Source organism: Bradyrhizobium sp. 157 (assembly GCF_023073815.1).
GTDB lineage: Bacteria > Pseudomonadota > Alphaproteobacteria > Rhizobiales > Xanthobacteraceae > Bradyrhizobium.
On sequence record NZ_JADPKF010000089.1, the window covers coordinates 22,423 to 37,852 of the forward strand.

The 15,430-nt window shown below is 62.1% G+C and carries 14 protein-coding genes; 11 read left to right on the forward strand and 3 right to left on the reverse strand.

Features of this window, described 5'->3' with window-relative positions:
* Nucleotide 1: 1 nt before the first annotated feature.
* Both IVA95_RS25205 and IVA95_RS25210 read right to left on the reverse strand, forming a co-directional pair.
* Nucleotides 2–469 (reverse strand): acyltransferase, encoded by a 468-nt coding sequence (locus IVA95_RS25205; RefSeq protein WP_247512955.1) that lies wholly within the window; start codon nucleotides 467–469, stop codon nucleotides 2–4.
* Nucleotides 466–1,527, reverse strand: a complete 1,062-nt coding sequence (locus IVA95_RS25210) for a Gfo/Idh/MocA family oxidoreductase (protein WP_247512956.1) — start codon at nucleotides 1,525–1,527, stop codon at nucleotides 466–468. The genes IVA95_RS25205 and IVA95_RS25210 overlap by 4 nt, the downstream gene beginning before the upstream one ends.
* 423 nt (nucleotides 1,528–1,950) lie before the next feature.
* On the opposite strand from IVA95_RS25210, the gene IVA95_RS25215 reads away from it, so the two are divergent.
* Nucleotides 1,951–2,904: an NAD-dependent epimerase/dehydratase family protein gene (locus tag IVA95_RS25215; RefSeq protein WP_247512957.1), complete on the forward strand. Its 954-nt coding sequence runs from the start codon at nucleotides 1,951–1,953 to the stop codon at nucleotides 2,902–2,904.
* 28 nt (nucleotides 2,905–2,932) lie between these two features.
* Here the strand turns inward: IVA95_RS25215 and IVA95_RS25220 are convergent, their stop codons facing one another.
* On the reverse strand, nucleotides 2,933–4,996 hold the full coding sequence (locus tag IVA95_RS25220; protein WP_247512958.1) for a hypothetical protein: 2,064 nt from the start codon (nucleotides 4,994–4,996) through the stop codon (nucleotides 2,933–2,935).
* A gap of 244 nt (nucleotides 4,997–5,240) precedes the next feature.
* Here IVA95_RS25220 and IVA95_RS25225 point away from each other — a divergent pair, with 244 nt between their 5' ends.
* Genes IVA95_RS25225 through pseF form a run of 10 tightly spaced genes read left to right on the forward strand, consistent with a single transcriptional unit; the run spans nucleotide 5,241 to nucleotide 15,429 of the window.
* Nucleotides 5,241–6,632, forward strand: a complete 1,392-nt coding sequence (locus tag IVA95_RS25225) for a CBS domain-containing protein (RefSeq protein ID WP_247512959.1) — start codon at nucleotides 5,241–5,243, stop codon at nucleotides 6,630–6,632.
* Nucleotides 6,633–6,653: 21 nt separating this feature from the next.
* A complete protein-coding gene (locus IVA95_RS25230; RefSeq protein WP_247512960.1) occupies nucleotides 6,654–8,573 on the forward strand; it encodes an N-acetylneuraminate synthase family protein in 1,920 nt (639 codons plus the stop codon).
* Nucleotides 8,570–9,271: an acylneuraminate cytidylyltransferase family protein gene (locus IVA95_RS25235; RefSeq protein WP_247512961.1), complete on the forward strand. Its 702-nt coding sequence runs from the start codon at nucleotides 8,570–8,572 to the stop codon at nucleotides 9,269–9,271. The genes IVA95_RS25230 and IVA95_RS25235 overlap by 4 nt, the downstream gene beginning before the upstream one ends.
* Entirely contained in the window at nucleotides 9,264–10,028 is a 765-nt protein-coding gene (locus tag IVA95_RS25240) for an SDR family oxidoreductase (RefSeq protein ID WP_247512962.1), read from the forward strand. Before IVA95_RS25235 ends, IVA95_RS25240 begins: the two co-directional genes overlap by 8 nt.
* The gene (locus IVA95_RS25245; RefSeq protein WP_247512963.1) at nucleotides 10,025–10,870 is read left to right on the forward strand and encodes a TIM barrel protein; all 846 of its coding nucleotides are present in this window, start codon (nucleotides 10,025–10,027) and stop codon (nucleotides 10,868–10,870) included. Before IVA95_RS25240 ends, IVA95_RS25245 begins: the two co-directional genes overlap by 4 nt.
* On the forward strand, nucleotides 10,870–11,631 hold the full coding sequence (locus tag IVA95_RS25250) for an SDR family NAD(P)-dependent oxidoreductase (RefSeq protein WP_247512964.1): 762 nt from the start codon (nucleotides 10,870–10,872) through the stop codon (nucleotides 11,629–11,631). Before IVA95_RS25245 ends, IVA95_RS25250 begins: the two co-directional genes overlap by 1 nt.
* A gap of 13 nt (nucleotides 11,632–11,644) precedes the next feature.
* Nucleotides 11,645–12,484 carry an SDR family oxidoreductase gene (locus tag IVA95_RS25255; protein WP_247512965.1) on the forward strand — a complete coding sequence of 280 codons (840 nt, stop codon included), beginning with the start codon at nucleotides 11,645–11,647 and terminating at the stop codon, nucleotides 12,482–12,484.
* Nucleotides 12,485–12,539: 55 nt separating this feature from the next.
* On the forward strand, nucleotides 12,540–13,541 hold the full coding sequence (pseB, locus tag IVA95_RS25260; RefSeq protein WP_247512966.1) for a UDP-N-acetylglucosamine 4,6-dehydratase (inverting): 1,002 nt from the start codon (nucleotides 12,540–12,542) through the stop codon (nucleotides 13,539–13,541).
* A complete protein-coding gene (gene pseC, locus IVA95_RS25265) occupies nucleotides 13,538–14,740 on the forward strand; it encodes a UDP-4-amino-4,6-dideoxy-N-acetyl-beta-L-altrosamine transaminase (protein WP_247512967.1) in 1,203 nt (400 codons plus the stop codon). The genes pseB and pseC overlap by 4 nt, the downstream gene beginning before the upstream one ends.
* The gene (gene pseF, locus IVA95_RS25270; RefSeq protein ID WP_247512968.1) at nucleotides 14,737–15,429 is read left to right on the forward strand and encodes a pseudaminic acid cytidylyltransferase; all 693 of its coding nucleotides are present in this window, start codon (nucleotides 14,737–14,739) and stop codon (nucleotides 15,427–15,429) included. The genes pseC and pseF overlap by 4 nt, the downstream gene beginning before the upstream one ends.
* Nucleotide 15,430 lies beyond the last annotated feature (1 nt).

Genomic DNA, 15,430 nt, shown 5'->3' on the forward strand with positions numbered 1-15,430 from the left:
CCTACTTGTCCGTCAGCAGCCGGCGCGCCGGATTGCCGGCATAGGCACCGGGCACGGTGATGTCTCTGGTCACAACAGAGCCTGCGCCGATGACGACGTCGTCGGCGATCCTCACCGGCAAGATCGTGGCGTTGGAGCCGATCGAGACGCGGTTGCCGATTACGGTCTCGCGCCATAGCTCCCTGTGGCCGCGGGCCGGGCCGCCGCTCGAGAACGTGTCGTTCACGAACATGACACCATGGCCGACAAAACAATCTTCGCCGATTGTGACCAGTTCGCAGATGAAGGCGTGAGACTGCACCCGCGTGCGGGCGCCGATAACGACGTCCTTCTGGATCTCGGTAAACGGCCCGACAAAGCAATCGTCGCCGATTTTGCAGCCGTAGAGATTGCACGGCTCGACGATTTTGACGCGCACGCCGAACGCGACATCGCGCACGCCGGCCTGATGTATCTCCGGCCGGTTCACGGCACGACACCCAGCCGGCCCAGCCGGGGCGCGAAGCGAAGCGGCACCTCGGCACCGGTCTCGATCGATTCGTAAAGCGCCGAAATCAGTTCCAGGCTCTTGCGCCCTTCGAGACCATCGACCAGCGCCGAGCGCTGGTTCACCAGGCAATCGATCACGTGCTGATAATAGGCCTGGTGACCGAAGCCGTAGACGTTCGGTGGATTGACGGAAAACTTCTCGACCACGTCCTTGTCCGAGGCAAGTTCCTCGACAAAGCGCCAGTGCCGGATCTGGTTGACGGCAAAGCCGGCGATTTCGACCGTTCCCTTCTCTCCGAGAATCGAAAGCGAGCCTTCGAGGTCGGTCGGACGCGCAGCCGTGGTCGCCTCGATGATCCCGAGCGCACCATTGCGGAACTTCAGCGTGGCAACCGCGGTGTCCTCGGCCTCGATCTTTGCCAGCGCCGTCACGGCGCGGGCATGAACGCTGATGACGTCGCCGAAGAACCATTCCAGCATGTCGATGTGATGGCTGGCCTGGTTCGAGAGCACGCCACCGTCATAGACCCAGGTGCCACGCCAGGCATCCTGGTCGTAATAGGCCTGGTCGCGGCACCAGCGGACACGCACGGTGCCAAGTATCAGACGGCCGAAGCGGCCGGCCTCCAGCGCCTCGCGCGCCTTCACCACCGGAACGTTGAAGCGATTCTGCTTGACGACGAACAGCTTGATGCCGGCCGCATCGCAGGCGCGGACCATGTCGTCGGCATCCTGCAGCCGCAGCGCCATCGGCTTCTCGACGACGACGTGCTTTCCGGCCTTCGCGCAGGCGATGACGTGGGCAGGATGCATCCCGCTCGGCGTCAGCACCGCCACCACATCGATGTCCTGCCTGGCGAGGAAGTCATCGATATCATAGGCTGCCGGGACGCCGAACCTGGACGCGATCGAATCGGCCCGGCTGCGAACGGTGTCACAAACGGCAACAAGCCTGGCCCCGTCGATATGATTGCCGCCCAGAAGTTCCGAGTGGCGCTTTGCGATACGCCCGCATCCGAGCAGGCCGAATCTGATCATGGGGAGCCTTGTTCCGTTAGCCGTCAGAATCGACGTTAGCCGCCTGGTCGACCGCAGCCAACCCTTCACGGCGGCGTAGCCCCCGCGCCCCCCGCCTCCCGCATGGGCCGTGGACTTCGGCCGTTTGAAGGCGTTGACAACAACCCCGGAAGGCTGCAACGAGGCGTCAGCCTCGCTGTGAGGATTTCACCTCGCCTGACGGATTCGAGGCTCGACTGGACTTCGGTTCCCAGAACCGCTGGCGTGATTTTCCCTGCCAACGCGGTTATGAACCGCTTTTAATGAGGGCTCTATCAACCGTGGGTTGCTTCCATGCGATTCGCGAGCCAATATTGGGGCCGAGCGGCCGGTTTCATGTTCAAAGCTGGCTTTTCGGGTTACATGCAACAGGAAACTCAGCGGCGAAAAGGTGTCCCCGGGCTGATGAACTCACGCCCTATACCTGATCACAGCACAGCCGGCGCGCAATCGAACGCGATGTCGGACTCGCAGTGCGGCCGAGACAAAAAGACCAGGGTGCTCGTAACCGGCGCCGACGGGTTCGTCGGTCGCCATCTGGTTCCGCACCTCGTCGCGCAGGGATACAGCGTGATCGCGGCATCGAGAGCGGTCACCACCTTTGACAATCCGGATGTCACCGCCGTTCCACTTCCAGATCTGTCGCGATTGTTCGACTGGCAGCCGCTGCTGGACCAATGCGATGCGGTGGTTCATCTCGCGGGCATCGCTCACAAATACGCCGGCGACGACTTCTATGATCGCGTCAATCATCGTGCGACATCGGCGCTGGCACGGGCGATATCGCGCGGCGCGACAAAGCACCTGGTGTTCATTTCCTCGATCGCCGCCCAGTCCGGCTCCGTTGCGGACCATGAACTCACCGAGGATGACTTTCCGACACCGAATAATGCGTACGGACGATCCAAGTTTGCCGCCGAACAGGCCATCCGTGCGGCTGGCATTTCGTTTACGATCTTGCGGCCCGTCGTGATTTACGGCGAAGGTGAGAAGGGAAACTTCAAGACCGTCCATCGGATTTCGCGCCTGCCGATCCCGCTTCCCTTCGGGGCGCTGTCTGCGCAACGATCGGTGCTGTCGATCCAGAACTTCAACTCGGCGGTCGCAATCGCGCTAACCAACCCCCGTGCGCGCGGAGAGACTTTCATCGTATCCGATCCGACGCCGGTGACGGTCGCAGAACTTATCGCACGGCACCGCGCCGGCCTCGGCAGACGACCTTGGTTGATGCCGGTACCCGAAGGCTGGGTCAAACTGTCACTCCAGGCCATCGGCCAAGGCGCAATTTGGGAGCGGATCGGCCAGCCGCTGGTGGCCCCTCCGAAAAAGCTGCTCGCGATCGGCTGGAAGCCATCCTGAGCGCTTGCGACCGTCGCCGGGCGGCCGTTCAACTGCAGCGAAGTGTCCGGCCAGTGCTTGGCGTCGACAGTATCAACACTGTGTTGAGATTCCAGCGTGCAGCGCGCGCGCAGAGTTGTTCGTCGCTCAACGGCTCGGAAGCTGCATCCTTGTATCTGGCGAAACCGTAGTGCGGCTCCCCGGGACATTTGAGCGCAGGCGGACTCAGTCCTTTCAGCATGGGTGCGCCAAGGATTGCGGGAACGAAGAAGGGACTTGCACGGCATTCCACAGCGATGTTCCAGAAAGCCAGATTATCGGGCGGCACGAAAACCGCCTCACGATGGGCCTGCGCAATTCCCATTGCCAACAACGTATTCCTTGCCTGCTCCCCGGGGGTACGCTTCACGTCGTTCGCCAGAGCAGCGCGGGCCGGATGCCCGGGTGTCAGGAGCGCTATGAGGCGTTGACGGGTTGTCGTCTCCGCGCCAGCGCTATCTCCGGTAACCAGCCGAACTCGAGCCTGAAGTTCGGCGAACATCGCCCCGACCCTGTAGGCGCTTTTCCTTTTTTCCTCGGTCAACAATGCAACGAGCAGGATCGCAGCAAGTGCAAATCCAGGCGCGAGTGGATTTGGGAATATCTTTTCGAAGGTGGCGCCGCCGTAGGCGCACAAAAATGCGATTGCCGTCCAGGTCCCGACATTCACGAAATAATAGTCGGCCCCGCCGGGGAGATTAACCAGCACGGCGACGGCGATGGCTGTGATCGCCATTACTCCAACTGCTTCGGCGCATCGCTTGTCCCGTACTGAACCTCGCCGCCACACTTGAAACGCAGCGCCAATCAGCAGCAGATTAGCTGCAATATTCGACAAGGCGCAGAGCGGATACTGCCTGATGAAGCCGAACGGTTCGAACACCTGCAGCAGCAGGGCCGCACCTGGGGAAATGACCGCGACGGCGAGCATCAGGAGCATGATGAGCGGAACAGCCAGCTTGATCAGCCCCAGGAGCGTCATGCCCATCCGCCGCCAAAGCAGGAAGCCGACGCCGCTCACGAGAATTGCACCAACCGAAATCTTCGAAAGCAAAGTCAGCAAGGCTACAATGCCGAGCGCTGAAAGTTGCAGGCTAAGGCGATCACGCCGATCGGGATCGGCAATCTCGGCCAACAAAGGCAAGCTCAGCAGAAACAAGATCATCGAGAGGCAGTAGGACTCGGAAACCAGATAGGACGTCCATCCCCACAGGTCCGCCACGAAGAGAAGCAGCAGAGATCCCAGTGTGATGAGGGCGCCGTTGCCCGGACCATGTGCGGGTCGTCGAAACAGATGGATTGTGAGCGACAGGCAGAACAGAAGCATCGGAACGGCGATCACCTGCCCGGCGACAACATACCCTTCCAACGTCGGCACACCGAGCCAGAGACTAACGCACCCCAGCCAGATGTGAGACAATACGTGGTATTCGATCGGGACAAATCCATCGAGGCCGGTGCTCAGCGCGCCGTGTTTCACGAGCATGTTGGCGATGGCAGCGTGAAAAATCGTGTCGAGCTGATGGATCCCCGTCAGCGCAAGTTCAGGCGTGAGGATTGATGCGTAGGCACGGGAATTGATTACCAGGAAATAGCCGAAGCCGAAGAGACAGCCGCAGGCAATTGCGAAGGTCCAGAGGCCGGCGGGCGCGGCGCGCATGGCGGATGCGGTTTGCGCGATGCCCGCGACCAACAGAGCGATGAACAGCGGATACGTGATGGCATCGGCCAGAGGCCCGTTCAGCCAAGCCAGTGTGGGCAGGAAAATCACCGCTATCGTGGCAACGAGGAGCGCCGCGACTGTTCCACCGCGCTCCACATGGCGCACGGTGAACAAAGTTGCGCAGCCGATGACCGCGCCCAACAACAGGAACGCCTTGACGAAAACGAACCAGTGCGGGCTTCCCAGCGGCCATCGCACGATGGCCAGCAAGGCCGCCGATACCGCCGCCATGGTCCAGCCGAAGATAGCCGCGAAATAGATCGGGCTCGGTCGATCGGTGGCAAACCGCTGCTTGGAATCGGCTGCCGATTTGGCCAGCAGGCGCCGAGACGATTGTTCAGTAGCTTGCACGCGATTGACCTGCTTTTGACCCGGGGCCGTCCCTAGCCCGGCCCCCGTCTTGGGACCAGCCGGACGGGCGACGCAGACCGCGGTCGAAGTAGGTCAATCCGCGCGTTTGCGCCAGTATATTCGGCCGAAATTCACCGCTCCATGGAAGCCTTGCACGAACTGCGCCCCTGCCGTATCTAACGACCCGAAATAGAGGCGTTTCCGGGCCAAAACCGGAACCGGTTGCCGTTTTGGACCCGCCAAATTGCCAGACAAGAGCCACCTTACCATCGCCGAGAGCGACACGATCGAGCAGGCGTTCCAGCGGCTCAATGCCAATATGCTGGGGATCCTGTTTGCCCGTGACGCCCAGGGCCGCGTGATCGGGGCTGTCACCGACGGTGACATCCGCCGGCGGCTGCTGACGGGAATATCGATCCAGGGCGAGGTAGCGAGCTGCATCAACCGCAACTTCGTGTGGGCGCGTGCCGGTGCACCCCGCGAACAGATCCTTAAACTGCTCGACCAGCGGGTCCACGTCGTTCCGATCCTCGATGCCGAGGGCCGGCTGGTGGACGTGTTCAGCCGCGATCTGTTCAATCTCGGTGAAGAGAGCGAAGTATTCGCCCGCGCGCGCTCTCCGGTTCGAATCAGCTTCTCGGGCGGCGGCACCGACCTCACGCATTACTTCGTCGACAATGATGGCGGCTCCGTCATCAACGCGACCATTGCAATGTATGCACATGCGACATTGCGCCGGCGCAATGACAACCGGATCCGAATCTACTCCCATGATTTCCGTTGCAAGGTGGAAGCGGAAGATCTCATCGCGCTCGGCACCGAAGGCGAACTGGCACTGATCAAATCGGTGATCCGCCTGATCAAGCCGGCCTACGGTTTCGATCTCGACGTGTCGGCCGATTTTCCGGTCGGCTCCGGCCTCGGCGGTTCGGCGGTGGTGTCCTCCGCCATCATCGGCTGCTTCAATGAGTTTCGCTCCGATCGATGGGACCGCCACGAGATCGCGGAAATGGCCTTTCAGGCCGAACGGTTGATGCTGAACATTCCCGGCGGCTGGCAGGACCAGTACGCCACCGTGTTCGGCGGCTTCAATCACATGGAGTTTTCCTCGGAGCAGAACACCATCGTTCCGCTTCGCCTAGAGCCCAACATCGTCGCCGAACTCGAGGAAAGCCTCGTGCTTTGCTACACCGGCTCCAACCACGACTCCGGTTCGATTCACCGGGATCAGAAGCAGCAGCACGAGACCAGCGACGCCGTCGCGGCCGCGGCCCGGCAGAAGGAAGTGACGCGCAAAATCCGGCATCATTTGCTGCGCGGTCAGCTTCTGGAGTGCGGCCGCCTGATCGACGAGGCTTGGCATGCCAAGCGCCGCATGAGTTCGCTGATCAGTTCCGATGAGCTGGATGCGATCTATGATCTTGCGAAAGCCAACGGTGCGGTCGGCGGCAAGCTGCTGGGCGCCGGAGGTGGCGGCTACTTCATCTTCTTCGTCCGTCCATTCCAGCGCTATCCGCTGATCACGGCGCTCGAGCAGAACGGCCTGTCCTGCTCCCGTATCGCATTCGAGGAAAATGGCCTGCGGACCTGGAAATCCCGCATTCCCGGAGTGCCGGCCAACAGCGGCGCCGCGTAAAACCAGACACCGAGAAGGTTCATGAATTCAACCAAACAGGCGGCGACGATTCGGATCGGCAATCGTTCGATCGGCAACAGTCAGCCGTGCTACGTCATTGCGGAGGTCGGCAACAACCATAATGGTAACTTCGATCGCGCCATCGCGCTGGTCGACGCCGCGGTCGCAGCCGGCGCGGATTGCGCGAAATTCCAGATGCGCAAGCTGGACGAGGTCTACCGCGCCTCGAGCTTGTCCGGAAAGGACGACGACCTCGCCGTCGAATACACCCTCGATCTCTTGCGCCGCTTCGAACTGACCACCGAGCAGCAACGCCGCGTCGCCGACTATTGCGCCTCGAAAAATATCCAGTACCTCTGCACGCCCTGGGACGCGTCCAGCGTCGCGACGCTGGAGACATTCGGCGTTCAGGCCTACAAGGTCGCCTCCGCCGACCTGACCAACCTGCCCCTGCTGGCAAAGCTTGCTGCGACCGACAAGGCGCTGATCGTCTCGACCGGCATGAGCACGTCGGATGAAATTCGCGCCGCCGCAAAATTTCTCGACGAGCGCTCCGCGCGCTATGTGCTGCTGCATTGCCAGAGCACCTACCCCGCCGCGCTTCACAACATTCATCTGCGCTTCATGGAGACGCTGCGGGAGATTCATTCCCTCGTCGGCTATTCCGGTCACGAGCGCGGGATCGCGGTTTCGATCGGTGCGGTCGCGATGGGGGCGGTCGTGATCGAGCGCCACATTACGCTCGATCGCGAGATGGAAGGGCCGGATCACGCGGCAAGCCTCGAGCCGGAAGAATTCAAGGCACTCGTGGCAGGCATCCGCGAGGTGGAGGCGGCGCGTGGCGAGAAGCTTGCCGAACGTGCGCTCAGCCAGGGCGAGCTGATCAACCGCGAGAACCTCGCCAAGAGCCTGGTCGCCGCCCACGATATTCCGGCCGGCACCATCCTCGCCGACAGCGATGTCGCCGTCAAAAGCCCCGGCCAGGGCCTCTCACCGCTGAAAATGCCGGCCCTGATCGGCCGCCGCCTCAACCGCGCTATGGCGAAAGACGATTACTTCTTCCAGAGCGACCTCGAAAACGGCGCCGCAACCGCGCGCCGCTATCGTTTCGACCGTCCCTGGGGCGTACCGGTCCGCTATCACGATACGCAACGTTTCCTGGAAATCTGCCAGCCCGACATTATCGAATTCCATCTCAGCTATAGCGACATGGAGCGCGATCCGGCCGCCTACCTGTCCGGCACCTACGATCTCGGCTTCGTCGTGCATGCGCCCGAACTGTTTGCCGGCAGCAAGCTGATGGATCTGGCGACGCCGGACGAAGGCCTACGCCGCTATTCGCTGGAGCAGACCCAGGCCGTCATCGACATCACGCGCGGATTGAAGAAGTTCTTTCCCAGGACCAAGCGGCCGCCGATCGTCGCCAATGTCGGCGGCTTCACCATGGACGAGCCGCTGCCGCCGGAACAGAAGGCGGAGCGCTACAGTATCTTTGCCGCGAGCCTGAAGGAGCTCGACATGGACGGCGTCGAGCTGATTCCGCAGACCATGGCGCCGTTCCCATGGCATTTCGGCGGACAGCGCCACCAGAACATTTTCATCTTTCCGGATGAGTCGGCCGACTTCTGCGCCAAACATGACTTGCGGATGTGCGTCGACATCTCGCATACCAAGCTTGCCGCCAATCATTTCGGCTTCGATTTCGCCGAAGGTCTCGCGCAGCTCGGCCCTCATACCGCGCACCTGCACTTTGGCGACGCCAAGGGTCTCGACGGTGAAGGCCTGCAGATCGGCGAAGGCGAGATCAACTTCGACCAGATCGGCGCGATCCTGCGTAAGCACGCCCCCGGCGCTTCGTTCATCCCCGAGATCTGGCAAGGCCACAAGAACATGGGCGAAGGATTTTGGACGGCGCTCGAGCGCCTCGAGGGCCGGATATGATGAGGCCAACGCCGGGGCGAACGCTGGCCGTGATTGCCGCCCGCGGCGGCTCCAAGGGAATCCCGCACAAGAACCTGATCGACCTGTGCGGTAAGCCGCTGATTGCCTGGACCGTGATGCAGGCAGCCGCGGCGCGCGGTGTCGACGTCGTCGCGGTGTCTTCCGACAGCGACCAGATCCTTGCCGCCGCCGAGGCCGCCGGCGCCGTCGGCGTCCGGCGCCCCGAGGGTATCTCCGGCGACCTCGCTTCATCGGAATCGGCATGGCTGCACGCGCTCGAACAGCTCGATGGCAAGCTTGGACCGTTCGGCCGCGTCGTCGCGCTGCAGGCCACGTCGCCGATCCGGGAGTCCAGCGATATCGAGCAGGCGCTCGAAACCTTCGAGCGCGAGCAGCTCGACAGCCTGCTCTCGGTCTGCGAGGTCGAGGATTATTTCAACTGGCGCATTGGTGCCAACGGGCCTGAACCGATCAACTACGATTTCCGCAACCGGCGGATGCGGCAACAGATTGAAAAGCGGTATTTGGAGAACGGCTCGTTCTACGTTCTAATTCCTTCGCTGCTGCGCGAACATAATAACCGGCTCGGCGGCAAGATCGGAATGCATGTGATGGAGCGCCATAAAATGTTCCAGATCGATCGCCCGGAAGACATCAAGCTTTGCGCGGCCATCATGCGCAGCTACGGCTATGCATAATCCCGCCGCCTTTTCCCTGGAAGGCAAGACCGCCGTCGTCACCGGCGCGTCGCGCGGCATTGGTGCTGCGATCGCAAGCGGTCTGCAGGCGAGTGGCGCAAAGGTATTCGGCCTCAGCCGCACCGGCACGGCGCCAGCGCAAGTGACCGCGATCAAATGCGATTTGGCCGATGATGCCGCCATCCAATCTGTATTCGATGATCTCTCGAAAGCCGGCGAGCGGCTCGACGTGCTGGTCAATGCGGCGGGCATCAGCCTACCCGTCTCCGTGACGACAAGCGAGCTCCAGAGGTTCCGCGACACGCTGGCGGTCGATCTCAGCGGCGTCTACGCCACGGTCCTTGCCGCCTATCCGCTCTTGAAGAAGGCAGGCGGCGGCTCGATCATCAACATCACGAGCATCAACTCGGTGCGCGGCTTTCCTGGTAACCCCGGCTATGTCGCGGCCAAGGCAGGTCTTGCCGGCCTCACTCGCGCGTTGGCAGCGGACTATGCGCGCGACGGCATTCGCGTCAACGCGCTCGCGCCCGGCTATGTCGCAACCGAGATGACGGCAAAAAGCTTTGCCGATCCGGCGATGCATGAGGACCGCCGCCGCCACACCATGCTGGAACGCTGGGGCAACCCGGACGACCTCGCGGGCGCCGCAGTCTTTCTGGCGTCGCCGGCGTCAGCCTACGTGACCGGCCAGGAATTGTTCGTCGACGGCGGATGGACCACGAAAGGTCTGGCGATCAGCGAAGGTGACAAGTCGTGACGACAACGCTCGAACGCATCGGCTTCATGCAGGGACGGCTGTCGGCGATGGTCGACGGCAAGATCCAGGCCTTCCCATGGAGCGAATGGCGCGAAGAATTTCCCCGCGCCCATGCGCTCGGCCTGACGCGGATAGAATGGACCGTCGACCAGGACCGCTTGCGCGAAAACCCGCTCAACACCGCCGCCGGACAGAAAGATATTCTCGAACTGTCGTACCGCCACGCGCTCAGGGCCGTGAGCCTGACCGGCGACTGCTTCATGCAGGCGCCATTCTGGAAGACCGAGGGCGAGACACAGAAATCGCTGATGGCCGATCTCGATCTGGTGCTCGCCTCCTGCAGCACGCTTGGCATCGAATTCGTCGTCATTCCGCTGGTCGACAATGGCAGGATCGAAAGCGATGCCCAGACGGAGATCTTGCTGCGCGTTCTGCTCGACCGCGCCGCCTCCTTGTCGAAGCAAGGCGTCAAGATCGTCTTCGAATCCGATCTGCCGCCTGCTCCACTAGCGCAGTTCATCGACAAATTTCCGCGCGAGGTGTTCGGCATCAATTACGACAGCGGCAACAGTGCGGCTCTCGGCTATGACTCCGCCGAGGAGATATCGGCTTATGCGCCGCGCATTCTCAACGTGCATGTGAAGGACCGGCTACTTGGCGGCACCACCGTTCCGCTCGGAACAGGCGCGGCGGAGCTCGCCAAAACCATCCGGCTGATCGAGCAGTCCGGCTATCGCGGGCAATATATCCTGCAAACGGCCCGCGCCGTCGATTGCGACCATGCCGGCGTGCTGGCCAGATATCGCGACATGACCGTGCGCTGGATCGAGGACGCAAGCTGATGAAACTCGAGATCGAAGGCCGGGTCGCATTGGTGGTCGGCGCCAGCCGCGGCATCGGCTTTGCTATTGCCGAAATACTCGCCGCCGAAGGGGCCAAGGTCGCGATGGCGGCCCGCGGTCTCGATGGAATCAAGTCGGCCGCAGACAAGATCGGCCGCGGCGCCTCATTCCATGCCGCCGACGTCACCGATCCCGCCGCCGCGCTCGCGCTTGTCAATGACGTCGAAAAGCACTGGGGCAGAATCGACATTCTCGTCTGCAACGTCGGCAGCGGCGCCTCGGTGCCGCCGGGCAAGGAAACCGCGGCAGAGTGGTCGCGAGTGATGGACATCAACCTGTTCGCCGCCACCAACACGATCGAGGCTGCGCGCCCGCTCATGAGCCGCGGCAGTGGCGATCGCGCGATCGTCTGCGTCTCCTCGATCTGCGGGCTTGCTGCGCTCGGCGCGCCGGTGACCTATTCGGCGGCGAAGGCGGCCTTGAACGCGACGGTGCGCGGCCTCGCCCGGCCGCTCGCGCTCGAGGGCATCCGCATCAACGCCGTCGCGCCCGGTAACATCCTTAGCACCGATGGCACCTGGGCACGCAAGATCGCCGAAAACAAAGCCGCCGTGGATGAGATGCTTGTCCGCGAGGTGCCGCTGCGCCGCCTCGGCAAGCCCGAAGAGGTCGCGGACATTGTCACTTTTCTTGCCTCCCCCCGCGCCGCGTTCATCACGGGCACCGTGATCGTGGCCGACGGCGGACAATTGCGTGCTTGAACAGGAGCGCATCATGACGGCACCTTCCGCCCGATACGATCTGACAGGACGCACGGCGCTCGTTACCGGCGCCGGGGGGCTGCTGGGCCGCCAGCATGTTGCCGCGCTGGTCGATGCCGGCGCGCGGGTGGTGGTCAGCGACATCGGGCTGACGCAAGCCGATGCAACCATCGCTGCCGTGAAGGAAGTCACGCCCAAAGCCGATCTTGTCCCGATCGTGATCGACGTGACATCGCAAACATCGGTGAGCGCCGCGGGCGATGATCTCGCCGGGCGAGGCATCGCCGTTGATATCCTCGTCAACAACGCCGCGATCGACCCGAAGGTCACCTCAACGCCGGGCGTGATGCATTCGTCACGGTTCGAAGCCTTTCCGGTTCCGCAATGGCAGACGGAAATCGCGGTGGGATTGACCGGCGCGATGCTGTGCTCGCAGGTGTTTGGCGGCGCCATGGCCCGGCGCGGCCGCGGCGTGATCCTCAATATCGCGTCGGATCTCGGCGTGATCGCGCCGGATCAGCGGCTCTACCGGCAGCCGAACATCACGCGCGATGAAGAGCAGCCGGTCAAGCCGGTGACCTACTCCGTCATTAAGCATGGCCTGATCGGCCTGACCAAATACCTCGCGACCTACTGGGCGGACCGGGGCGTTCGCGTCAACGCGATCTCACCCGGCGGCGTCTTCAACAACCAGGATCCCGCTTTCGTCGAACGGCTGACGCGTTTGATCCCGATGGGACGAATGGCCCGGGTCGACGAATATTGCGCCGCCGTTCAGTTCCTCTGCTCGGATGCATCGAGCTACATGACTGGCCAGAACATGGTCATGGACGGCGGCAGGAGCGTGTGGTAACCACCGCGCGTTCCCCCTCATTTTCATGCAATCACGAGCCGACGCAGAAGCAATCATGTTCAACGATAAGTCGATTCTGATTACAGGCGGCACTGGTTCGTTTGGGCGTAAATACGTCGGAAATCTCCTGAAGAAATTCAGGCCTCGCCGTCTCGTGATCTATTCGCGCGACGAGTTGAAGCAATACGAGATGCAGCAGGAGTTCGATCAATCGCCGATGCGCTATTTCATCGGCGATGTGCGCGACGGCGAGCGCCTGCGCACCGCCATGAAAGGCATCGACTTCGTGATTCATGCGGCCGCGCTGAAACAGGTGCCAGCCGCCGAATACAACCCGATGGAATGTATCAAGACCAACATCCACGGCGCCGAGAACGTCATTCAGGCCGCACTAGAGGCTGACGTCGAGAAAGTTATCGCGCTGTCGACCGACAAGGCCGCGCAGCCCATCAACCTGTACGGCGCGACCAAGCTCGCTTCCGACAAGCTGTTCATCGCAGCGAACAACATGGCTGGCGGACATCGCACGGCCTTCAGTGTCGTGCGCTACGGCAACGTGGTCGGCTCCCGCGGCTCGATCGTGCCGCTGTTCAACAAGCTGCTGGCGGAAGGCTGTGATCACCTGCCGATCACCGACCCGCGCATGACCCGGTTCTGGATATCGCTGCAGCAGGGCGTCGACTTCGTCAACAAGAGCTTCGAGCGGATGTCGGGCGGCGAGATCTTCGTTCCGATGATCCCGTCAGTACGGATCCCCGATCTGGCCGCCGCGATGGCACCTCACGTTCCGATCAAGGTGATCGGCATCCGTCCCGGCGAAAAGCTGCATGAGATCATGTGCCCGACCGACGACTCGCATCTGACGCTGCGCTTCCATGATCATTTCGTCATGAAGCCCACCATCAAGTTTTTCCGCAAAGACGTCGACTATCTTACCAACCAGGTCGGCGAGCGCGGAGAGCCGGTGTCGGACGGATTCGAATACAATTCCGGCCGGAACGATCACTTTCTCGATGTGTCCGAAATCAGGGAATTCAATCGAATTGCGGTCCAATGATCCCGTATGGACGTCAGGACATCTCCGCTGAGGACATTGAGGCAGTCACTGAGGTGCTGCGCTCGGACTGGCTGACCCAGGGTCAGGCCGGCCCTCGATTCGAGCAGGCCATGGCCGCCTATTGCGGCAGCCGCAGCGCGATTGCGGTAGCAAATGCGACGGCAGCGCTGCACATTGCCTGCCTCGCGCTCGATCTCGGCCCCGGCGACACGCTCTGGACGACACCGAACACCTTTGTGGCATCGGCTAATTGCGCGCTGTACTGCGGCGCCTCCGTCGATTTCGTCGACATCGATCCGCGCACCTACAACATGGGCGTCTCGGCCCTGGCCGAGAAGCTTGAAATCGCGGCATCGAATGGCCGGCTGCCGAAGATCGTGGTACCCGTGCATTTCGCCGGCCAGTCCTGCGAGATGCGCGAAATCCGTTCGCTGGCGGATCGCTACGGCTTTCGCATCATCGAGGACGCCTCGCACGCGGTCGGCGGCGAGTATCTGGGACGCAAGGTCGGCGCCTGCGACTACGGCGATACGACCATTTTCAGCTTTCACCCGGTCAAGATCATCACCACTGGCGAGGGCGGCATGGCCCTGACCAACGATTCCAGACTCGCCGAACGCCTCTCCTATCTGCGAACGCACGGAATCGTCCGTCCCGCACAGCGTCCTGAAGAACCGCAGCAGCGCGAGTCGCCGACCAATCAAGAACGGGTCAACGAAGAACGCGATGGTCCCTGGATGTACGAGCAGATCGAACTCGGCCTGAATTATCGCATGACCGATATTCAGTCGGCGCTCGGCACCAGCCAGCTCGCGCGGCTCGATCCCTTTGTCGCGCGCCGGCGCGAACTTGCGGCACGCTACGATGGGCTGTTGGCGGAACTTCCGGTGACATGCCCGTGGCAGCATCCCGACACGAATTCCGCCTGGCACCTCTATGTCATTCGCCTGCACCGCAACGAGATCAAGCTCAGCCGGCGGCAGGTGTTCGACGCGTTGCGCGCAGCCGGGATTGGCGTCAATGTGCACTACATTCCCGTGCATACCCAGCCTTATTACCGGAAGCTCGGTTTCCAGACCGGCATGTTCCCCGAGGCCGAGAGCTACTATCAGGACGCGATTACTTTGCCGCTGTTCTCAAGCATGACGGATGATCAACAGGACACCGTTGTCGCGGCGCTGCAGAAGATCCTCTCGTGAAGATCGCCGTCATCCCGGCGCGAGGCGGCAGCAAGCGGATCCCGCGCAAGAACATCCGCATGTTCTGCGACAAGCCGATCATCGCCTACTCGATTGCGGCGGCGCAGCAGACGGGATTGTTCGATCAGATCGTCGTCTCTACCGATGACGAGGAGATCGCCTCCGTCGCCCGCCAATTCGGTGCCACGACGCCCTTCATGCGGCCAAAGGAAATCGCCGACGATTTCACCGGCACCAACGCCGTCGTGAAGCATGCCGTGTCCTGGTTTAACGCGCAGTCAAACGACGTCACGCATGCGTGCTGTCTCTATGCTACCGCGCCGCTGATGCAGGCGCGCTTCATCACAGAAGGCTACGAGGCCCTCGCCCGCTCGGATGCCGCCTTTGCATTTTCCGTCACCAGTTACGCGTTTCCGATCCAACGCGCCGTGCGGATCGCGCCAAACGGGCGAGTGGACGCGATCTATCCCGAACATCGCATGACACGATCGCAGGATCTGGAGCACGCCTATCACGATGCCGGGCAGTTCTATTGGGGGACGGCGCGTGCCTTTCTGCAGGACATGCCGTTGTTTGCGCCGCATTCGATCGGCGTGATCCTGCCGCGCCACTTCGTCCAGGACATCGACACCCTCGAGGATTGGGAACGGGCTGAACTGATGTACCGCGCCAGCGATCACCGCGCGTAAG